This is a genomic window from Paenibacillus sp. PDC88 (assembly GCF_900106725.1).
Lineage (GTDB): Bacteria > Bacillota > Bacilli > Paenibacillales > Paenibacillaceae > Paenibacillus > Paenibacillus shunpengii.
The window spans coordinates 127,373-149,344 of the sequence record NZ_FNNT01000012.1 but is presented as its reverse complement, the minus strand read 5'-3'; the positions used below and the strand labels follow the sequence as shown (position 1 = coordinate 149,344).

26 protein-coding genes are annotated in these 21,972 nt (G+C 37.6%); 3 read left to right on the top strand and 23 right to left on the bottom strand.

The window, feature by feature from the left end; all coding sequences use genetic code 11:
- Positions 1-43 precede the first annotated feature (43 nt).
- The gene (locus BLW49_RS25355; RefSeq protein ID WP_090727708.1) at positions 44-229 is read right to left on the bottom strand and encodes a hypothetical protein; all 186 of its coding nucleotides are present in this window, start codon (positions 227-229) and stop codon (positions 44-46) included.
- 139 nt (positions 230-368) lie between these two features.
- A complete protein-coding gene (locus tag BLW49_RS25350; protein WP_090727706.1) occupies positions 369-1,022 on the bottom strand; it encodes a flagellar brake protein in 654 nt (217 codons plus the stop codon).
- Positions 1,023-1,355: 333 nt separating this feature from the next.
- Between BLW49_RS25350 and BLW49_RS25340 the strand changes: the two genes are divergently transcribed.
- Complete coding sequence (locus BLW49_RS25340; protein ID WP_090727703.1) at positions 1,356-1,784, top strand: hypothetical protein; 429 nt, start codon at positions 1,356-1,358, stop codon at positions 1,782-1,784.
- Between the two features lie 653 nt (positions 1,785-2,437).
- Here BLW49_RS25340 and BLW49_RS28975 read toward each other — a convergent pair.
- On the bottom strand, positions 2,438-2,587 hold the full coding sequence (locus BLW49_RS28975) for a hypothetical protein (protein WP_170862573.1): 150 nt from the start codon (positions 2,585-2,587) through the stop codon (positions 2,438-2,440).
- A gap of 176 nt (positions 2,588-2,763) precedes the next feature.
- Positions 2,764-3,105, bottom strand: a complete 342-nt coding sequence (locus BLW49_RS25330; protein ID WP_090727699.1) for a YolD-like family protein — start codon at positions 3,103-3,105, stop codon at positions 2,764-2,766.
- A 248-nt stretch (positions 3,106-3,353) separates the two neighbouring features.
- On the opposite strand from BLW49_RS25330, the gene BLW49_RS25325 reads away from it, so the two are divergent.
- Both BLW49_RS25325 and BLW49_RS25320 read left to right on the top strand, forming a co-directional pair.
- Positions 3,354-4,241 (top strand): ATP-dependent DNA ligase, encoded by an 888-nt coding sequence (locus tag BLW49_RS25325; RefSeq protein WP_090727698.1) that lies wholly within the window; start codon positions 3,354-3,356, stop codon positions 4,239-4,241.
- Positions 4,242-4,718: 477 nt separating this feature from the next.
- Positions 4,719-4,916, top strand: a complete 198-nt coding sequence (locus BLW49_RS25320; RefSeq protein ID WP_244533617.1) for a hypothetical protein — start codon at positions 4,719-4,721, stop codon at positions 4,914-4,916.
- A gap of 139 nt (positions 4,917-5,055) precedes the next feature.
- Here the strand turns inward: BLW49_RS25320 and BLW49_RS25315 are convergent, their stop codons facing one another.
- From BLW49_RS25315 to BLW49_RS25225, 19 genes are all read right to left on the bottom strand, one after another.
- Positions 5,056-5,277, bottom strand: coding sequence for a hypothetical protein (locus BLW49_RS25315; RefSeq protein WP_090727696.1), 222 nt, complete (start codon positions 5,275-5,277; stop codon positions 5,056-5,058).
- A 181-nt stretch (positions 5,278-5,458) separates the two neighbouring features.
- Positions 5,459-5,683 carry a hypothetical protein gene (locus BLW49_RS25310; protein WP_090727695.1) on the bottom strand — a complete coding sequence of 75 codons (225 nt, stop codon included), beginning with the start codon at positions 5,681-5,683 and terminating at the stop codon, positions 5,459-5,461.
- A gap of 204 nt (positions 5,684-5,887) precedes the next feature.
- On the bottom strand, positions 5,888-6,058 hold the full coding sequence (locus BLW49_RS28970) for a hypothetical protein (protein ID WP_170862572.1): 171 nt from the start codon (positions 6,056-6,058) through the stop codon (positions 5,888-5,890).
- Positions 6,058-6,591 (bottom strand): hypothetical protein, encoded by a 534-nt coding sequence (locus tag BLW49_RS25305; RefSeq protein WP_090727693.1) that lies wholly within the window; start codon positions 6,589-6,591, stop codon positions 6,058-6,060. The genes BLW49_RS28970 and BLW49_RS25305 overlap by 1 nt, the downstream gene beginning before the upstream one ends.
- Before the next feature lie 39 nt (positions 6,592-6,630).
- Entirely contained in the window at positions 6,631-6,834 is a 204-nt protein-coding gene (locus BLW49_RS25300; protein ID WP_090727692.1) for a hypothetical protein, read from the bottom strand.
- Positions 6,835-7,142: 308 nt separating this feature from the next.
- Positions 7,143-8,171 carry a G5 domain-containing protein gene (locus BLW49_RS25295; protein ID WP_090727690.1) on the bottom strand — a complete coding sequence of 343 codons (1,029 nt, stop codon included), beginning with the start codon at positions 8,169-8,171 and terminating at the stop codon, positions 7,143-7,145.
- Positions 8,172-8,412: 241 nt separating this feature from the next.
- Positions 8,413-8,877: a GNAT family N-acetyltransferase gene (locus BLW49_RS25290; RefSeq protein ID WP_090727689.1), complete on the bottom strand. Its 465-nt coding sequence runs from the start codon at positions 8,875-8,877 to the stop codon at positions 8,413-8,415.
- A 56-nt stretch (positions 8,878-8,933) separates the two neighbouring features.
- The gene (locus BLW49_RS25285; RefSeq protein WP_090727687.1) at positions 8,934-9,386 is read right to left on the bottom strand and encodes a hypothetical protein; all 453 of its coding nucleotides are present in this window, start codon (positions 9,384-9,386) and stop codon (positions 8,934-8,936) included.
- A gap of 170 nt (positions 9,387-9,556) precedes the next feature.
- Positions 9,557-10,138: a hypothetical protein gene (locus BLW49_RS25280; RefSeq protein ID WP_090727685.1), complete on the bottom strand. Its 582-nt coding sequence runs from the start codon at positions 10,136-10,138 to the stop codon at positions 9,557-9,559.
- Positions 10,139-10,169: 31 nt separating this feature from the next.
- Positions 10,170-10,415: a hypothetical protein gene (locus BLW49_RS25275; protein ID WP_090727684.1), complete on the bottom strand. Its 246-nt coding sequence runs from the start codon at positions 10,413-10,415 to the stop codon at positions 10,170-10,172.
- A gap of 448 nt (positions 10,416-10,863) precedes the next feature.
- Entirely contained in the window at positions 10,864-12,279 is a 1,416-nt protein-coding gene (locus tag BLW49_RS25270; protein ID WP_090727682.1) for a fused MFS/spermidine synthase, read from the bottom strand.
- A gap of 595 nt (positions 12,280-12,874) precedes the next feature.
- Entirely contained in the window at positions 12,875-13,525 is a 651-nt protein-coding gene (locus tag BLW49_RS25260; protein WP_090727679.1) for a hypothetical protein, read from the bottom strand.
- A 14-nt stretch (positions 13,526-13,539) separates the two neighbouring features.
- A complete protein-coding gene (locus BLW49_RS25255; RefSeq protein ID WP_139237039.1) occupies positions 13,540-14,619 on the bottom strand; it encodes a WxL protein peptidoglycan domain-containing protein in 1,080 nt (359 codons plus the stop codon).
- Positions 14,620-14,926: 307 nt separating this feature from the next.
- The gene (locus BLW49_RS25250; RefSeq protein WP_244533615.1) at positions 14,927-15,853 is read right to left on the bottom strand and encodes a tyrosine-type recombinase/integrase; all 927 of its coding nucleotides are present in this window, start codon (positions 15,851-15,853) and stop codon (positions 14,927-14,929) included.
- 65 nt (positions 15,854-15,918) lie between these two features.
- Entirely contained in the window at positions 15,919-16,521 is a 603-nt protein-coding gene (locus BLW49_RS25245; protein WP_090727676.1) for a helix-turn-helix transcriptional regulator, read from the bottom strand.
- Positions 16,522-16,597: 76 nt separating this feature from the next.
- A complete protein-coding gene (locus BLW49_RS25240) occupies positions 16,598-17,050 on the bottom strand; it encodes a hypothetical protein (protein WP_090727675.1) in 453 nt (150 codons plus the stop codon).
- 816 nt (positions 17,051-17,866) lie between these two features.
- Entirely contained in the window at positions 17,867-18,793 is a 927-nt protein-coding gene (locus tag BLW49_RS25235) for a DUF4238 domain-containing protein (RefSeq protein WP_090727673.1), read from the bottom strand.
- Positions 18,794-18,993: 200 nt separating this feature from the next.
- Positions 18,994-20,082, bottom strand: a complete 1,089-nt coding sequence (locus tag BLW49_RS25230) for a hypothetical protein (RefSeq protein ID WP_090727672.1) — start codon at positions 20,080-20,082, stop codon at positions 18,994-18,996.
- Between the two features lie 179 nt (positions 20,083-20,261).
- On the bottom strand, positions 20,262-21,782 hold the full coding sequence (locus BLW49_RS25225; RefSeq protein WP_090727670.1) for a DUF4365 domain-containing protein: 1,521 nt from the start codon (positions 21,780-21,782) through the stop codon (positions 20,262-20,264).
- Positions 21,783-21,972: the final 190 nt, after the last annotated feature.

Sequence of the window (21,972 nt, the reverse complement as noted above, 5' to 3'; positions counted from 1 at the left end):
TCCTCAAACATCTCTTTCTTCGAATTAAACAAGGGATGAAATCCTACGAATTCATGAGCTTGAGTGAGGAAAACGAATTATATTGAGGGAGTTGACTGATGACAGAAACGATCATCATAATCGCATCATTATTTGAACCAAATTGTTCTTTAGAATGTACTGAATCCTCCTTATCATACAATCCCTTTCCCATTTCTAATAATCCAATGATGGCATCAATCTTATTCAATCCATATTCCCCCTAAACGATAATAAAAAAAGGAAGCACAACACACTTAGATCTACTAAGTGCGAGGTGCTTCCTCGCTCCGATATTTAATTAATCAATATTATATACCTACTTTTTTTCTATGTCCATAGCAACCGAGTTACTTTGTCCTATCAACTAAGTTTCGGAGTTTGAGCTGCTCCTTCATACAAAATTTAATGATCCTTTCCCTGTGTGACTCTCGGATCTCTGTGAATTCTATAGCGGTTTGGAACATACTCCTATTATTGAGCTTCACATAGACAATTCTTGAAACAAAAGGAACTGTAAATGCATCCTCCCCGTTTGCAATATACAAGTTTCCTTGTATTCCAGACTGATTCTTTTTAAACTTTGGTTCTTTACTGAGAAATGACACCCCTCCACCGCTGATGTCCTTTGTAACAAAGGAAAGATCCTCCTCATTCAAGCTCAAAATGAGTTTTACGGCTGCCGGCACTCGAAAGTATTCTCTTTGCTGGATATGAAGAACATCCTTGTCACCTGGAATAGCTAGTTGAAGTTTAGCAGGAGATTTCTCTAGCTGTGTCATTACTCTCGTTTTAAATTGGTACCTGTCTCCGGATTCTCCACGATATGAGACAAACACTTCCTGCAAAACAAGCGCGGGTAACGAAACTCTGTGTTTAGAAATAATGGAACCAATCCTAAACGAGATCTCGTCAATATCCTGGATCTGTGCAACCAGCATATTTCCCTCTCTATCCTCAATTTCAACATACTGATTTACAAATAAAGTATCTAGAGCATTCATGCGTCCTGATTATCCCTCCTTAATTTGTGTAAACGCAAAAAAAGCACGACAAGCCCAAGAGGGGCTGCGCGTGCTTCGCGTTTTATGTATTTAATTCCTTTAATTTTATCACAAGGACCAACTAGGGTAAATGCTACGACACCATTCAAGATTAAAGCGGAATGCAACCGACACCGCATATGGTTACTGATGTTTTCCTGCAAGATGTCGTAACTCCTTATAAAACTTGACTCAAGACAGATAATATTGTGTTTTGTGTGCGCCAGATGTGGCGGGTATATCCCATTTAAAATTATAATTAACTTCTCACAATAAAATAAGGAGGTGAATCCTTTGGATAATAAATTCAGCAGCAATTTGATAGCTTTTATTTCTGGTTTACTTGTATTCTCTACTGATTTTTTCAGTAGAATGCCATCTTTGGACAGTACCGGTTTATCACTTTTTGGTGGATACATATTTCTTTCAGTCTATCATGGTTGGAAGTTCGCTGCTCCGCGACTTTCCAATCTTACTTCAGCAGTCGTGTTCTGGCTATATCCGGTGGTTTTTGGTTTTACAATGCTTTGGGCGATGCTCATCGGAATGATGATCTCGGCACCTAAGTTTGTCATTTCGTTTTTTAAATGGCGATCTACAAGAACCCAAGCTACAAAACCATTGATAAATAATAATATGGCCACGGCATCTATTCATACACCTATCGAGCACAGGTCTGCTGCAGACCTTTCTAACGTGGTACCTTTACATCGTAAAAAATAGTTCTTAATTTTCATAATGTATTGGCCCTGCAGTTCAGTTGAAAGAAGGTGATTAACTATTACGGATCCTGTCATGCTTCGTATACAAAGACGCGTGGTGGAGATGAAATACACTGATTCAGTCGAGAGTTACGACGACACCGTGGAAGAAGTCTACGAGATCAGGGAAGTCAGAGACTGGGTTTACTCTATTTTCAGGCTTTTTCCACACTTTATCTACTTTATCAGTATGGAGTTTGATTCCCATCTCACTGTCCTAGCTTGCCTTGGTGATGTTGAAACCATCCGACTTGGAAGTTATCCATTAACCCCAAACGAGAATAAAAAATTAGGAATAGACATTGTACAAGAAGCACCACGGGCCCTCTAAAAGATCTCAATTGATGATGATTTATTCCTAGCAATAGATTTAGCCATTCGGAAATACACAATGTCGATTGAGGACCATCTTGGATCCTTGATAATTGTGGACATGATTCGAGGCGTAACAAATCGATGGACATAAAGAAGCGCACCAGGCATATTTGCTCGGTGCGTATTTTCTCATTATAGGCGTTATAAACTTCCCCATATGTACCTCATTACAACTTAATACTCATCCACTTCCACAATGCACAATCCTGTTCATTATGTTCCCTAATTGAATGTTACTGTTTAGTGTGACAATTTCATATCGTCTATCAGGTTTGGTGAATCATCCTTGCCTTTTTCGGTTCTTAATAACTCACGTTCGTCGCCGTTATCCTCTACAAGTACAGCTACAAGTTTACTTTTGCTGCCATTTTCATAGACTTCAATTTTCATTTACACATAACTCCTATTCAATATGATTGATAAAACGCTAATGGGGCCAGTCTTCTTGATAACAGTAAAAGTGCAGCTAAATAAAGAAATAAGTATGATACAAGTTGCTCCAATAAAGCTGCTGCAGAACTTTTTTAAGCTAGTTCTCTTCTACATGAGACTTTTCATTTATTCGATTAGTCGTAACCTTCTATATCAACTCGCAGCACATCTTGTATGTCAAACCATTCTCCATCAACTTTGAACCGTTTGAGCCGGATATCTACCTTCTCAACAACCCCAATTACTCGTCGGTCCTCGAATTCATCGTACAACTGAACATTGATTGGCAAACGCTGCTGGATAGATACTGCCAGGGCTCTGCTGACGATCTCTTTCTCTTGATCGTCAAGATAAACACGGCCCTTCTTACTTTTTTCACGGACATGTTCAACGTAAGCTTCTTTATGTTCCGGCATAATCATACGGCTTGATTCCCAAAACATGTTACTACCTGGTGTAAGTTTGTTTCCTATCATCGTGATCACCTCAGAGCTAATTATATAAGAACATTAGTTCTTATTCCAGTGACTATTTTTTCTAGGGAAGCAGGGTTAATTTGCAAACAAGGGGCTTTCACTTAACTTTCCAGGACATGTCCAGTTTTCGAATATCACCTGCAACAATAATTGGTATACGTATTGCACATAATTCTCAGCTGTTCCAACGGTTCCATATACCTTTTTATATCTTCTCCATGTTAAGTTCATTATGGAGGAGATAGCTTATGTTAAATGAACCATTAAAACCAATGCTCCTTCAGCCGATGCTCCCTTCACAAATAAAGAAAGACTTTAAATCGAGCCTGAAATGGGATGGCTTTAGGATATTAATACATTATAACCACGGTGCGGTGAGAGCTTTTACAAGGCATGGAACAGAGGTTACGTCAAGATTTCCTGAACTGAATAATATTAAACTTCCCGTAAAGACGGCCATATTGGATGGTGAGTGTATTGCCTTCGATTTAACACAGGCTAAAGATCAACCTCCAAAATTGTGGTGGGATGACGCGATGACTAGATTTAATACAAAAAAGGAATCAGCTGTTAAACAAATAGCAAAAACTTTACGAGCTCACTTTCCATTATGGGATATACTTTTTTTGGATGGTAAACCCATGCTGAATTCATCATTCATGCAGCGCAGAGAGGCGCTTGAAGATATAGTAGATAATTCAGAAACTCTCTCAATTACCCCTTTATATAATGATGGAGAAGAACTGTTCTTGAAAGCTAAAGAGCTTGGACTTGAAGGAATTGTTCAATATCACCCAGACGCTCAAATTCACCTAAATACACGCTCTAAAAATATGATTAAGGTCAAGGCCTATCAGTACATTACCTGTCAGATTTCTTCAGTAAGGCTTGTAGGCGGTTTTGGCTGGGGTTTAACCGTAGATGGCAAATATGTAGGTCTATTGGAATTCCCACCGAACAGCAAAGCAATACGTGCGTTTAATCAGGTCTCTAAACAACTAGTTACGCATGAACACAAAGGCTGGAGATACATCGAACCAGTTTTAGGTTGTAAAATCAAATTTCAGTGTTTCACTAAAGATGGAAAGCTGCGATCACCGAAGTTCGAAGAATTTATCACAATTACTTCTGTGTAAAGAAAAGCTCAAGATATCCTTTACTGGCGCAAGGATATCTTGAGCTTTTTTACATCGATTTTTAAACGATACCTTTGGTTAAATTTATAGTTGTTGCTATTGTATGATCGATACCTTCTTTGATGTAACATCGGAGTTCTAAACAGTAACCGCCTCTGTATTATTAGAAGGGAAATGTCAGAGGTGGTAATTTTCACAGGCATTAAATTTGATGCTCAGGCTATTCTTCATCATAATTCATTATAATGAACAGCAGGTGTTTTCTGACTAATGTGCTGATTTCGTCTACCATAATTACATTGGTCCACTTTCATCAATTGATCGGGGGACTGTGCTATTGACTACGGAAAGAAGAAGTAGTAGTCGTACTTGGGTTAACTATTTGTGTCTTATTACAAAGGAAGACTACTAATAAATTTTAACTGTAAGACGAGATATAGGATAATGTAATCAATTACAATGGAGGAAAAGAATTATATGGCCAATCGTTTTATGAAAGAACTGTCTTCAGATATACAATTACATACAGCTATGATACATAAAGAGCCCATTGTAGTATTTAATTCGAATGAACTCGTAGGGAGCGGAGTCATCGAAGAAATCACGGAATCCTCAGTAAAAATCCGTGGTCAGTATTATTACAAGGGGGGCTTTACTTTTAAATATGCTAAATAATAAAATGCCCGGGATTCAATAGAGCGAGCAGGATCATCCAGTTTAGTCCAGGTATCAATATATTTTGGCTTTTACTTTCTTGGTGATAGGATATAAAAAAGAAGCCACCTGGTTAAGATGGCTTCCTCTAATTACACTACTACTTTATAAATGTAACGCCAATCGGGTTATACAAGTCACATTCCCCGTTCTCTGAAACAGCCCATACTAAAATGTATTTATTATCTATTGCATCTACCGCAAGTGCTGTGTATGTTTTACCATCATCACTCTTTTGGGGATTCTTAGTAGTCCTCAATACCCTGTCCTCCCATTTTAATGACACTGAGTCGTTTTCATTCATTTGGCTAAATAACTTCATATTCGCTCTCCTTCATTTAATTTTTCACTCAATTCATTACCTCGTAATTGGAGCGGCTTTATAGTCTGCTATGTCCCCAATTCCCCTCTAAGCCTATATACAAGTTAAACGTGCAAGCATAGCTTAATGATAAAAAGATTCTAACTCTATTTTTATTGAACGGTTTTCAGTTCCTTAAAGTTTATAGTAACCTTATAATCAACTCTTCATTGGAGATATTTTTGTTGTGCTCTTTTTGCAACTTATCCAGTTCGAGCGGCTCAACTTCAAAAAAGCCATTATCCTTCTCATAGGAATATTCTTCATCTATCAGCTGGTGAATGCCCTCCTCATTCTTCTCCATAACTGCATCATGCAGGCGAGAGTTAAAAATCGCTTTCAATAGAACCCAGTCGTTTAACTTCAAGATCTTTGCACCCCTTCGATTTCATAAAAAATAAAAGAGGCCCAGCAGACTACTGCTAGACCTCTTGTTCCATAACGAATAATTTTTGGTAATTCTAACTTGGAGACGAATCTCATCATGTTATCAGAATTAACGGTAATCGCCATTTAAAATCCATGATCCATCAACTCCATGATTAACGGTTATTGCTCAAATAGAGTACAATCATTTCCGATGAACAGGTGATTCTGCTTTTCGCTGGCGCAGATATTCCTGCATTAAGCGATCGCGTTCATGACGCTCATTTTCATTCAAAGGCGGGATAGCAAGAACACCTTTGCCTGCTTCAGCAAGTTTTTCGAAAGCATCTATTATTTCTTTGCTGTCGTTAGTCATTAGCAAGATCCCTCCTCAAAGTATTGATCAACCAGTTTTCTAGCTGCCTCCGTCTCGATCGTCATCAAATGTCCACCGATTCGTACTGCACCCAGCTTCTCCTGATAGTGTTTAATCAAATTGGTTTTCGAGGTAAAAGCAATAACACCATCAAATCCCATCTCGAAGCTTATCTTACAAGCGAAGGCGAATAAATGAGCACCTACGCCGATAAACAGTTGATTACTTGAACCGATATTCCAAGGGGCATTTTCGACAAGCATTACATCGATGTAACCTTGAGCAATCTCATAGCTGATAAGTCCTTGGATCTGATCAGAACCCACAACCATAAGTTTTGCCACCTTGCGATTCGGTGCTGAGTATTCCTTAGTCCAATTGAAATTAATCCAGCCTTGCTGTTTAGTAAGATGTTTAAGATCTGAACTCAGCAAAGGCTCTATCAATGTCTTATATTCTTCCCCAGTCTCCCGGTGTATTAAACACGGTGTTAATTCGTCAATAATGATGTCAATTTCACAATCGATATTCATACTTTCCTCCTGTGTATTATAACATAAAAATAAAATAGATTATGTACAGCGCTGTGTGCTCTGCTGTTTTTTATTTCCGACACATGAGATTTCACGCTTAGTTAAGCGTACCGTATTCCCTAAAGGAGTGATTGCTGTAAAAACAGGCCCTCTTTTTGTAAATTCAACACTTTTCACCTTTGCAACCTCTGTTCGGACACCAAATTCTGTCTCTACATCAAAGAAAACATTTTTATTAATCATCTTTTTTGCCCTCCTAGAGAAACGTTAATTTCTAAACAAATATTTACAGATGTAAAAAACACCATAAGTGCTATGACCTCAACAGTCATGCGTCAAATGGTGTTTTGATATCCATGAGGATATAAATTGAATTACTCAAGAAGAATTAAAATACAGACCTATCCCACACGCAATAAAAATTATCATTAGAATGCTCCCTATGCCCAAGCTGGGGAGTACGTGGAAAGAAAAGGAATGGTATTTATGTATTATATCACTGCAGCATAATCCAGACAATAAATGAACTTCATATACAGTCAGTAAAATCTCTAGTTTGGTTGTTTGGGACCAATAACGTATACCGTATGTCCATACTTTCGTCCGAATTGTTGTGCTTTCTCCAGCTCCTCTATATACACATCTATGATATTTCCTTTTATAGCACCACCAGTATCCTCTGCTTTCCGATATCCCACACCCTCGATGTATACCCACCATCCCATCGGGATGATCGTCGGATCGACAGCAATAGTTCTTCCTTCGGAAACTGTAGTTCCTGAAGATGTAATACCGAAGGCAGGATCACCTGGATTCTTACCCGTAGATTCAAAACCAGCGGTATATGCGGTCAACTCAACATCATCCAGCTTAAACTTATAATTTACCGGCTCTGCTTCTAACGTAATGACTTTTGGCTCTTCAGAATGTGAGTGATTATCTTCAGTTGGAGTATCTTCATTAACTGTTTGTGTATTGGATGGAGGATCTTCGCTAACTTTACTTTGGGTCACAAATGGATCTGAAATGGGAACAACAGGTTCAGGAGTTGCAGTACCTACTGCAACGACCTTTGGCGTATATGGATTGATTACTTGGCGTTTTAATACTTTCTCTGTAGCCGAGACTCCGTTTTCTACCCGTAGCAAGCGTTGTACCTTTTGTTTACCTGGCTTTCCCTCTTGAATTACTTCTTCCGTTCCTATGAGCATATTCGGGTCATTATAAGTTACTGTTTCGTAGGGGATTTCTTCAATTACCTCATTCTCATTTTCGGAAACTCGTGTCACCCGTATTTTGACTTTTTCAGAGAGTTTCGTCATTGTCGAAGGTTCTACAATATCCTGCTCTCCCACGCTCACATCAAGCTGCTTAAGAACTTCCCCTACAGTTTCAGCATGAGTATTAACCGTCATATTGTGACTATCCACCATTACTTCAACACGTTTTTTTACTAGTGCAGCACGTTGAGGTTCATTGCTTTCCCCTGAGTTTAGGACGATTACGACTGAGATACTGGCGAATACAGGAATCGCGATCGCTAATCCTATTAGAATTTTTCGGGTCCTATCATATAACAACAAAATATCCTCCTTAAAAAAACAAAAAAGTACCAGACAAACCCTTTTGGGGCAGCCTGGTACTTCCAGTTCGATGTTATTTGGTTAATTTCAGTATAAGTGAGCAGACAATAAGTAGCAATAACAAATAGGAAATCTACATTATACTTTCAGTAAGTTTGCACTTTTAACTCTTCGCCAAACTTTACCCAAAAGGTAAGGAACACCAACAGCATATCCTTTAAATTGATAAGCCCAACATTCACACCTTTCTCAGGAAATGGAGATTCACTAAATATTGATTGAAGCTATCGAATGAGAGGCAAGTCGTGATTGTTTTTTTACGAAGTCTATCCAGTTTAGCTGACTTACCTTTATCAGTGAGATCTGTCCCAATTACGATATTATCTTGACTAAGAAAACCGTTTAATGTTAAATAAAGACCCTTAGCGATACCTTGCCTTTGGTGGTCTTTTCTAACGTCGACATACGATATACTGTACGATAAAGGATGTTGGGGATCTTGATAAAGCAGCATTACTCCCCTGACATCTATCCCTTCAACGGCTATTACACAGTAATATTCCATTATCGATGCCATGTTAAAGTCTATAGGAGAGAAAAAATGAAAGCCCTCGTAAACTCTACTACCGTTTGAATTCTTTCCTTCATTCAATCCCCCTGCAATTTCCCTCAACTCATTTAGAGGTATAAACTCATACTTCACTATCTTCCTGCCCCTCCTATGATCTATATACTATCTGGGGTTATAGTGCGGGACTTTTAAGGAGAATAGAGCTCATCCATGATACCGGAGAGCGGAATCCAATAAAAACCGATCAATGCACCTTCTTCAAGACCCGGAACGTTTTTCGCATAGCGTTCACAAGCGTTGAATTTCCAACCTGTATGGTTAATAAAATTTGTTGGGAAATTGTCTATCGGAGTTCCATCTGATGTGTAATATCCTTTTTCCAGTTTTCCACATTCCACATCTTTCTCATAATCTTCGAATCCCTGTAACATCGCAGCTAGCAACGGTTCTTCGTTGCTCTCTAGGTCCACTCCAGTAACAGTGAATATTTGCTGCCGATAAATGAATTTCTTTCCTTCTATCCCTTCAGGGATCGTATCGACGAATAGGTAGTCCGTATCTGGATTTAAATCGTTGAGGGCATCCTTGTAAGACTCCAACGTGACGGCTGATATTTTCACTTTGTTATTACCAAATGTCATGAATTTTTACCTCCTAGTAATTTAAATAAAAGAGATGAACTCTTACTGAGTTCATCTCTTGACCGGTATTTCCGTTACTAAATTCAAATTATTAATTCACATAAGAATAAGCAGTTTGATATTTTCAATCCTTCAAAATAAAGCATTTCAGAAGTATATAGTAATTGAAATCATGTTACTTGTTCTTCTACAAATTCTCCCATGCTAAATAACTGATTACTGATATTACTCTCCAAAAACTCCATATTACCAAGTTCATCTGGTGCAGACAAGTACGTAGTCACCTTCCGCTTAAAATATTCTCTGCCGTACCTTCTAATAATCGCGCCGCATGAAATGGTTTCAAACGCCTTGTCGCGACGAATAGCTCTCCACTCGTCTCCTCCGCCTACGCAGTTGATGAAGCAAAGATCTTTATAGTAAAACCCTTGCCCGACACAGAAGTTCCCATGCTCTAACATTTGGATCAGATAATCCAACGTTTTACATTCCGTGAGCATCCTCTTATCGAAAAACGGGTCTCTTGCTGCCCGAATGTAACGATTACGCGAACCTATCTTTTCCCACGTTTCTAGCCAAGTTGTATCTTGTTCACCATAATCCTTTATGATTTGAAGACCTTTGTAATTCTTGCCTTCAGCAGCAAGCTTCTGAATAGAGGCAAGTCGGTCCTCAGTTATTTGGCGAATTTCCCATCTGTCTCCAATAGGATTTGAGTAATTATAAAAGTAACCAATTTCAATGATTTTCACAAGCATTTCTCCATTCGTTGTTTATCGTTGATTAAACCCACTCTGTGGACGATTCGCGGTCGGCCTTAAAGTCATAAAATTCTAAGAAAGTTAGACCCCAATCCTCGGATCCGAGCGGTCTCTTCTCTACAATGCCAGTTTCCTTAACTACTTTGAACTCAGACTTTTGCCCATCTTCCCCTTCATTGATGAAGTAATGAGCATGACAGTCCTCCATGTCGAATTTAGTGATACCACCATACTCCACAGTAATTTCTTTTTCCATTTCAATGATCATCACACTTTCCTCCTGATAAAAAATTTGGGTTGTTCAGGCAAAAAAATAACGCCTGACAAAAACCTCTGATTCTCGCATTGGCGATTTTAGAATCAGCAGCTTTGGTCAAGCGTAATTTAGACATTAAAAAGCGCACCAAAGGATAAAATGTCATTAGACATAGTAATCACCCATGGGCGCATTTGAATTCATAAGAATAAGTGGTATGGCGCGTGCCACCACTATAAAAAAGGTCAACAGTAAAGTAAAGGTATACATCAATTATAGCAGACTTTCGATCCTTCGCATAGATAGTGAAAGTCTACTTTAATAAAGAAGCAGGATTAATCATCGACACGTTCTTGCTCGACCCCACCCATTTAAGGTAACCAAAAAAGTATTTCACATCGTTTTGTACTCGCCGGCAGCTTAACAGAATTCTATTTCTTGACTATACAGCTGACAATAATTAATTCAACCTGCTAAACTTCGTGCTTGAATCCGTTATAATTTCTCCAGGATTTAGTTTCACCTCAAAATATTCGCTGTATTCTTTCTGTTCAATGAGTGAATGGCTGGCGAGTATTGTGATGTTTTGCAACTTGTCCTGATCTTCAGCGCTTGCGTACACACGTACGAAAGGAAATTGGTTTGCGATCGTGGAATGAATTGCTTCAAGGACTTCATCTCCACGTAATTTCCCAATCACATTCATAGCCAGCACTCCATTATGACTGAGTTTTTGCCTTGTGATGTCAAAGAATTCCCTAGTAGTTAGATGGAAAGGCACGACATCGTTGCTGTATGCATCAAGCACGAGATAATCAATGGAGTGATCGAGCTGTTTGGACAGGAGCTTTCTACCATCTCCAACTTCAACAGAATCTCCTTCGTACAAGAAGTATTTCTTACTCATATCAACAACAACAGGGTCGATCTCTGCTGTAATCACATCCTTGCCAAGTTTCTCGTAATGGCGAGCCGTCGTCCCTACACCGTGACCAACGATAAAAACTCGCTCCATATCTGTAATTAAATTGTCTCCAACCTCTTGGAAGTGACGAGCATATTTGAATAATACCTCATCTGGATTATCTAGATTAATGCCCCCTTGATAGCCCTTCGGACCAAATTGCATGTAGCGGTACTCCCCAGGAATACCATTCCTTTCTTCGCTTTCAACAATATATACATTATGGTACGCACTCGATTCTTCAGCGATTAATCGTGTACCTGGTGCATTAATATGACTCTCTGCGAATTGAAGAAAGGGAAGAAGACAAAACGCAAAGCTAGGTAACACAAACACCATTTTTCTTCTGAATTTCAAACCTATATAAAGGATTAAAGCTATAACAAGCCCACCAGTAAATGAGGCAAATATGACCTCCAACGAGGCCGCAGGCAACAGCCAGAATGTTACGAGTATAGTACCTGCGATACTCCCTACTGCGGATATCGTATGGAACTTACCAATCTGAGCCCCACTGAACGAAAGGCTAAGCCCTTCCTTTGTAATCGCAGGGACGATAGCACTCAAAGCAACGTTCGGTACAAGAAAAAGGAGCAAACAACCTAGTAGCACTCCAATATTATTAGGCAATTCATTAAGTGAGTTCAATACTGGAGACACCATAGGAACAGCTGCGACAGTAATCATCGCGATTGAAAGGTACAGAATGACCATAACCTGAGAATTAGATCTATCAGCATGTTTTCCTCCAAACCAGTACCCTATTGTAGATCCGGTAAGAAATGTGCTAATAATGGCCCCCCAAGTAAACATAGTACTCCCAAAATAAGGAGTAAGAACTCTTACAGCTGCGATCTCAAATCCCATGTAAATAAAACTGGTCACAAATGCGAGTGTATAATATAAAATCATCTCCGCTCCCCCTCTCTAAGACAGCAATTTGAATCCGTCTGCTTGTAATTGCTACATCGATGTTCTTCATTCAAAAAAGTGTTCATTTGGAAATGCCATAACTTAGACCATAATTTCTCAAATATAGATAAGTGTTGATGATTCAGTAATCCGACTTGAATTCCTAACCGTTGCTTCCGGAATAGATTCAAAACTTTGCCTCCTTAAAATCCCTGTTAAACAGAAAAAGGGAAGCACCCAATATGGCTTTATCGCCAAAAGGGTGCTTCCCTACAAAAGTATTTAATTATTGTTTAGTATATATATACTAGCACTATAGGTCAATACTTATTCCACTTACTGCTCTTGAACAATGGTCCTGTGACTGAGCTTTCAGGCATACGATCGGAAAGAGATAAAAAAAGATGCCTCACTGAAATAGGCATCTTTTGCTAATAGTTTAGGAGATTATCATTAGACTAGCAACCAGTCCAGCCATTATCGTCATCTGAGACAAGACAACAAAGCCGTCATCTTTGAAATAGGCGGAAAATTTGCTTAGAACAACGGCTATAAGGCACGCTATAATAAAAATCAGGCTACCAGCTAACATTAATTAAATTCCATTCGCCAGAGTATAAGTTAACTTGCTAGTGTATGTAGTTGCCACAGCACCAATTGTATCCCCAACTTGGTAAGAGGATCCTTCACCGTTAAGCTGACTAACGGTTACAGTCTTCGGAGTATTTATCCAAAATGTTGGAATCACTTCATAATCACCCATACCAAATCCAGGGTGAGCACTGAAAATAGTTTGTGGAGTCGATGACAAATGGAAGGAACTAGACAACGGTCCGTGTGTAGGATCCACTTCCTGCCCAATACTCACAAGGACTTCTCCAGATCTTACTTCAACACTAGACGCTGGATAGGACAAGACATATGTACCATTGCCCCCTGAAGAAGGGTCGGTAAGTGGCTGACTGTAAAAATCTTCTGCAGATAACGTAAGTGTCCATCCGTCTCCTCGACCCGTGTCATCAGTAAGATAAATTTTACTTGATACCGTTGCACCTTTCCATTCATTACTGTTGATTACCTTAGGTGCGAAAATGATTGGATCCGCTGAAAATGTGAGTTGTCCCCCTACTAAGCTAAATTGGCTTTCAGTCGATTGACCAACTTCCTCTGCTGCTGCAGATAAAGGAACAGACACTAATAGTGCCAGACCGAGTAATGATGCTCCAAACTTCTTTGTTTTTGACATTTTCATTCTCTCCTTTAGTTTTTAGTCGCCTCTAGAGTCTCTTTAGAAGTTACATACTCATCACCCCTCTCAGATTTTCTTTTTGACTTCTTAAATAGAAGAATGATAAGAAGTAACATAACAATAAAACCTAAAATTGCAGTCAATAATATTACCTGAGTATCATTTTTCTGTGTGACTATCTTAATAATATTATTGTCCGCAAGTGTTCTTTGAGATGTGGTGACCTCTTCTTGGTTTAAGGTGAATTCAAATTCCCTTGAGAACCTTTGATCTTCCCATTCTCCTACTAATACAGCTTTATAATTCCCTTGCTCAAGGAAAGTGTCTTTTAAGATAAAATCAGTTTTTGCCTCCGTGTTAGCATATACGGAATCCATACTTAATGAACTCTCATAAATATTTTGATTCGTATCGAGATCAATTAACTTCATTTCAATATCTGGCTTTCCAAGAATGTTTCCACCATTTTCAACATGTGGTGATACACTTAACAAACCATTGCTTAAATACTCATATTCAAAATCAGAGAACGAGAATTTTGAATTCGCTTGATCTGAGTTATAATCGCCAATAATCTGAATTCCGATTTTAGTTAAAGCATCAGTTTGGAAGGTTACTTCTTGAGATTTACTTTTTACTACTTCAGGTTCTTTATATTCTTGTAATGCTATGTAAGAAATATATTGGCCGTAACTCAAATCTTTAGGATACTCAATGTTGAATGAGAAATTCTTAGCTTCTAATGGCTGAAGAATTATCTTTTCTGGCTTTGTCTTAATCCATTTAGCTGGACCCGATACTGTCTCTCCATAATCTCTAAAATTTTTACCACCATTTAGTTTTGGAACAACATCAGCAGGATACAAATAAAATACTGATTCATTTTCCTTGCTATGATTTGTGACTGTGACTGTATAAGTATGCTTCGAACCTGGAGTGATTTTTGTGTGAAAACCACCAGCTAAGGTTTCTGTATTCTTGTCAGCTATTATCATTGATACTTTAAAGTCTGTAGCAGAAGCAGTATTAGCAAATAAAGTGAATAACAGCATACATAGAACTTGAATACGAATAGTCTTTAACTTCATCATTCTGATCTCCTCATTTGTTTTGATAGACTTTCCAAATTTTGCTCAAGAAATCATTAAAATTGTTGGGCCATGCTTATATTTCCTTATCAGAAAACAAAAAAGTACCCCACACTTACCAATGTAAGCGCGAGGTACTTCCTCGATAGAATATTCAATTAAAATGATCATATACCTACTTTTATCCTAAGTCAATATACCTAATCGGAATTTTTATATTGATGCATGATACACTATTGATCATGCATCCATGATCAAATAATCTAAACTTCGCTATACATTTATCAGCAGCGCCTCGTTACAGTACATTTCATAGGGAATGAAGCGGAATGCTCACAGTAGCCATTGCCTTTTTCTTTTGTTCATCGTTTACATGTGTATAGATCATTGTCGTTTCTATCGAGGAGTGTCCAAGTAGTTCCTTTACGACGCGAATATCTACTCCGTTTTTGAGGAGCATTGTCGCGAAAGAGTGCCGAAGTTTATGGCAGGATAACTTCATGTCCGATAATTTTGGGTTTTGGCTCTTAAATTCTGTAAACATTAGGTTTGCGATCTTCTGAATCTGACGGATCGATAACCGCCTTCCCTTTTGTGAGACAAAAAAGGCTTCTTCCTTCTTGCTGTATGGTGTAATCCGTTCTTCCTCAACCTTACTTAGATATTCAACTAGCAGTTCAGGCACAGGTATCTCATTCCATTTACGGCCCTTACCAAAGACCTCAATTGTCGCCTTCGAACGCTTAAAGTCCTTAAGGTTTAATCGATGAACTTCTCCCACGCGAAGGCCGCAGTATCCCATGAGAAGGAATATGGCTATGTTTCGATTGCGATACCTGCCTTTTATAAACTGAAGACTTTCGACTAACTCTTCTTCCTCTAAGTAAACTGGCTTCTTGTTCCTTTCAGTCTTTGATTTTTTTACTTCCATTGCAGGATTCCTAGAAGCCATCTCAAAGTCTATCATCGCTACGTAGAACGATCTAATTGCCGAAAGTGATCGATTTCGGGTTCGGTCGCTTGTAGACTCTTGCTTACTCACAAGAAAGTTTATTATATCGATCTTACCTGCTTTTTCGAGGATAGTTCCATTTAATGAATCAAAGTAAGAATAAACTTCCCTCATATATTCACGCTGTGTCGCGTCTGTATAACCCGATTGCTTCATCCATATAGAAAAAGCACGAATTTGTTCATCATATACATCTTCCAATTCATATTTACGTGACGAGTCCAACGCCTCACCTCCCCCTATTTTCCTTTCGAAATTATTACATGCTACGGTTAGTAAATTCTTATATCTTATTGTTTAGATTTAGAGTAGTAAGGACGGAATTCCTTAGCCGTAAATCTCGTTTCCAAGAACAAATCTGGATTGTATATAATATGCGGCGGAAGCTTAAAAAACTTACAAACCTTATCTATGATCTCGATTGGTGGAATCCTTCCTTCATGAATGTGAGTACGGAAAAGAGGTCTACTGTACCCTAAATACTCAGCTAAATCTCGGTGGTTGATATTATGGACTACCATTAAACCTGCCAGTATTACATTCAATATTTTATCACCTAAGAAACCTTGATGTAGTTTGGTCTCAAAAGGTATTTTAATCTGCATTTCCTCGCAGTGTTCAAAGAACAAAACATCTTCTGGTAAACCAAAAAATTCAGATATTTTCTTTCTATTGGCTTCGCCAGGATTTCTTTCATACACCCAAGAATGTGCAGTACGCTTCGAAACACCTATTGCCTCAGCAAGCTCCGAAATTTTAGTATTTGTACCATAGAGCAGTGCCATGAGAATACGATTTTTAACAGTATTTTTGGTAGGAGTACGAAATCGGGGCTTCTTTATACCTTTCCCAAGATACCTATGTTGCTTGTCGTATACCTTACTATTATCCATCAAAATCTAAATTCACCTCTTTAAGAATTTATTCCCTCTTTAAAGGACTAATATGTAATCTTCTTAATATACAAGTCTATTTCTTTCTCTTCTTACCCTTAAGGGAATCTCGGAACTTTGATACAGCTATTTCTATAACAGGTTGCCAAAGATCGAGCTGTTTTTCAGTCATAAATTTAATTTCATTTGCAGATAAGACGTCTATACTATGAACTAAACACTCTGGGTATACCTTATATCTTGGTTTACTAAACTCTATCTCATAATCATGATCAGGAAACTCATCACGAATCAATTGTCTAAGCTTTTGTTCATCATCCTCGATAATAATAGCCTTCCTACTGCCTGTAAACGGTATAGGAAACGATTTATAGTAAATCTTTTTATCCAGCAAAACAATACAGCATTTCTTTGTAAATGATGTCTCTAAGATAGGTTGAAGTTCTAACCTATACTTTCCAAGATTCGGGTCGATCAAATGAATGTCGTCATCTAACGCTTCATCAATTACCTTTTTCACAAAAACCATCACTCTACCTCCAAATGCATCCATCCTTATTTATCGGCCATTAAATTTTATCGTGTAATCTCGAAAAATTCGAACACCTTATTCTTGTCTATTAATTTATTCTATTAATCTTAAAAATACTGGAATAAAACGACTTTCTTTTATGTGAAACTACCTTTCTTCCTAACTAAAAATCGTTTTAGTTTGAAAGTGCGCAAAATCTGGGTTTGGCGTACTTATTTTAGCACATATGTTCTTATAAAAGTAGATGTTTCTTCAGAATTATATCTTATCTATTGAATTTTCTCTTCGTTGATAAATCTTATAACTGTGTTTATTCCCCCCAATCCCCCTCCTAGTCTCCTTTTTTGTAAACAGTTCACTTTTGAGTTTACTAGTAATTTATTATGTTAACTCTTCTGTTGACCGTAAGAAATTTAGATTCATCAAAACTGAATAGTTTAATGAATATTAAAATGATCATATAATTGTTTATTATACTTATTAATTTACTTAATATATTCATATTTATTTGTATATTCATTTTTATGAACAAAAATATATGTGTTTAAATTAAAATGAGGGAGGGAGAATTTGATATAAAAATGTTTAGGCGAAGTCGAGTTGATTGCTCCAGAGCTTCACGGCTTGTTGTCCCTGCTACTTTTAACGTCGCAGGGACTCAGGCGGTGGACGATAAACATATATCCAAGCTGGAACTTGCTCAAAGCCATTCTTTCTCAATCTGTTTGTAAACGTTAAGTTTCAAATTTTTCTCTGCTCTTTGTTCCATTTCCCTCATGGTCTAAGACAAAGCTGTTACTGTTAGGTTTCTGCTCAATTGAAGCAATTTAATACTGCCACTTCGTTAGCATATACCTGCTTTTTAGAACCTTTAAAGATGAGATCGTTATATCTTTGAACTTCACCTTCCTCAATATCGATTGAGTCATCCCATTTCTTAGAGCTCTGCAATAAAAGCAGAGCTATTTTTGCTGATACTGGATAATATAGTTCCAACTCGTTAGTCTGTTCTAGATTATTGTAATCCGCCTTTGTATTGATCACGGGTTGATCTCCGGTTATAAATGGAGTAGGTGTGTTATTTTTTAGAATTATGCAGACAAAATTATTATTAGGGAGCGACATCTGATGACCTAAATTCGTAGAGAATACATATTTTAAAACGTTCCAAATCCTTTCCGGATCGAAATCAGACCAGTTCCCAGGAATAAATTTCATGCTTCTAAGGAATGATTCTTTTATCACATTTGTCCGAAAATATTGAGTGCAGATGAATTCATTAAACTCTGCCTTCCCCTGCTCGTCTTGATAAAACGATGCATCACCTTTTCTGAGAGACTCTAAATACGGCTTTCCCGTATCTTCAATTCTATTGTGAAGTTCTTCTTCAATATTATTGATCTCCAAGTCAAATAGAGCCTTCACTTCTTCGGAAGATTTCCTCTTCTGCTCTAAAGTCCTTTTAATTTCGAAGATCCGATTGAAATAGATAATCCAATCTTTATTAACTTTTTGAACTTCAGGAGGCCCCAAATGTTCTATGAAAACAGTCGTTATTAACTCAATATCGAATGTAGTAAGTTCATTTAAGCGATAAAAATCGCGGATATTTGCAACATCTCTAGCGCTGGCAGGGAAAATCTTATTGTCCCGTAAACAATAAAGTCTACCATTTTCATTCTCCCAGGCAGTCAAATAATGCCTCCAAACATAATGCTGCCGTCTTTTTTTCCCTCCCATTTGACCACCCTTTTCAAAGTATATATTCTGCTCGATCGCTTAATGCTCCCGGTAGCAAGTCAAAAACTTTATATCCATGATCCCAGCTTACAACTTCATTTTGTTGAGATAATAGTCATCAAAAAACATCATCAACTCATATTCATGAGGTATGTCGAATCCAAAAACAAAAAAACCATCCTTGTGGATGGCTTTTACTTCTATATTCTTGATACTGCTGCCTGTTTTATAGCTGACTGTTCAAGTTCCTCCAAGTCTCGCCGAATGATGTCCTCTGTCAAAGATTGGGATCCGGCCACCCAATCCTGCTTTTTACGCCGTGCAACGACTTGTTTATATGCAATGATTGAGTCAAAATCCGACGAGGACGCGGGCCGACGCGTTTGAGAAGTTATTTGATTATTCAACATGCGTTTCATAAGATCCACTCCCTCTTCTAATAAGTCTGGATTTTGAAAATCACCCGAAAAACAGAATTTATTTGGTAATATAAATTTACCACGTTCCGAAGACATATTCAATGATATCCGGTAATCCTCCACGAGAGCCTCTTTTAAAATATGGAGTTTTACGGCTGCTGAATCTTTATCGAATAATGGAATCCTTTTATCAATATTAAACATATATCCTGACTCAAGAAACCATTTGTAAATTTGTGCTTCATCATTAGGTCTAAAATTCAATGATTCAAACTCACGAACGTTAAGAACATGGCCAAACTCGTGTTCTAGAGATTGGGCGCAACGCTCATGGAGATTTAACATCCTTAGATTTTCAATCAGATTATTTTGGTCATCTGATTTCATGTGCCCTTTAAAAACCAGATCCCTAGCTTCATCCAAATAATATCTTTTCTCTGTTTCATATCTTTGTTCAGTGTTGTCAGGTAAAAGAATAATCCGTTCCTTTTGAGAAGAAGGTGACTTATACATGAGAGCAATTCCATCACCTGCTAAATGAGAGCGAAAACGAAAATAGAGATTAAATAATTCAATTTCATGAAGTCGAGCTCCTCGACGAGTCGCTATCTTGATCCCGCCATTCATTTCGTGTTTTGTTCTCGGAGGATATGTATACTGAACCTGTTCACTGCTTTGAATCAGTTCTAAAACAAGTCCAAGCTTTTCTCGAACATTTTTAAAGTGAGGCTTTTCAAATTCATATATAGCTTGATTGAATTCTTCCCAAGTTCCGTATTCTATTTCATCAATTACAACATGGCAATCATCCTCATCTAACCCTAAATAATTAATAGCTGTGACGAACTCTAATTTAATTTGGTTTTCCAAAATTTCAGCTCCGTTTCCCGTTCAGATCAGTCAAGCTTGTCCATTTACTGGTTACTCCTATATCTCTGCATCTAAAACTTGCATTATTCTACTGGAGCCCTCGTGTAATTACTAGCATCAGAGATGTTGGATTAGTTTCGCAGCATCCAACTTTAAGTTCACTTAATTGTAGCTGAATCTTACAATACAATACTTCGTATACCTAGAGGATTATCTATAATTTCAGCTTGCTGCTTATCTGCAGAAAACATAAACGCTACTTCTTCTGTTAGTAGAAATATAGGGTTAGATATACCGATGCTTTCGATGGCTATACATGACTTAGCAATTGGATTACGTGTTGATTTAATACCAACTATTCTACCAGACTCCTCTCTATATAATTCACTATCAAACTCCATTATTAGCACAAATTGTCCCTCAGGCAAACAAATTATAAAGGGACAATGTATCTTGTTTTTTATTACTTTTAACGTTGAATTATCTGTTTCAGGATTATAATGAAGCGTGGATTTTTTATCAAACAACAGTTTCGCAACAAACATATACGAGAACCATGTTTCTTTATTTTCAAGTGCATTCAGTTGAACACAGGGTTCTACTGCAAGAGCGTCATAGATTTTAGGTAAATGTCGAACAACTTCACCGAGATAAAGTAGTATTGGCCAGGATTCAGAAACCGAAAGTTGATTTATAGTATCTCCAGGCCGAATTTTCCCTAAGAAGTTAATTAATTCAGGGTAATTAAACATACTATCAGCATTTTTTTCAGTAATAATAACCTCTGTATAGTGACGGAACTGGTTGTCTTCAGCTTTTCTTCTTCTTGATACAGATAAGCTTAAACCGCTAGGATGATAGTAAGCCGTCTCATCTCCAAACCCCCTTATTTCAAACTGACAAGTAGCAATCTCTTTCCCTTTTCGCATTAAAGTAACACGACACACATCATAAACTAAAGGAGCGATAACAGATAAAGAGTCAGCGATATCGTCAGTGTGTTGAAATATATTTTTGAAAGTGCTTTGTGGCAAAGACAACTTATTAAGATCTTCAGATAAAAAAGAAGTTCGTACACGTGGAAAAAGTTTATGAGTTTTGTCAAACAGATCCTCTACTTGGTTCACCTCAACTATGGCAACACTACCTTCTTCCGACTGACTAATGCTCAGTTTCATATCTCCAATTAATTTTTGGAGTTCTAATTGAACCTTCAATAAATCAAGCTTATTCTGGTATGACCTTTTCTTTATAATAGACAATTGTTCAATGAAATGGTCTACATCATTGCTCATTTTCGAAGGATCCAATCGGAAAGAGTTTTTTTTCTTTGACAAACGTTCATGAAATTCAAGGAGTAACTTTTCATCAAAAAAACGGTGATAAATTTCATTTTTAAGAGTATCAACCAAAATAAACACAAGAGGCTGTGTAGATTTAAGTGTGAATTCCATATCTGCTTTATTAAGATTACTACTTGGAATGTCGTTAGCAGAACTTTTCACATTCACCAGAAGAAACTCAGCATGCATTGATTGTTTATGACTGGTTGATTCACTTCCAATCTGGCATGAGAAATCTATACCATAGTCACGTTCAAGTTTATTTGGTATTAAATTAAGTGATCGCTGGGCATAAATTCTAAATAAGTCTTCTCCTAATTCACCGATTTTTTGGCTGTTATTTCTATACTTCGCCATTTGTTCCTCCAAGATTTATTAATTTATTTAGAGTATATACTTTTTTCGGAAATAAAGATGAGAAAACGTATAACCTATCAAAATTCCAACTTACTTTCCAAGCTTTTATAGAAGTTATAACTTGAAATAATGAGCCTTTCACTAGGAGTCCATCGGGGGATATCTTAAAAAAAGCAAGGGTGTGTAGAAC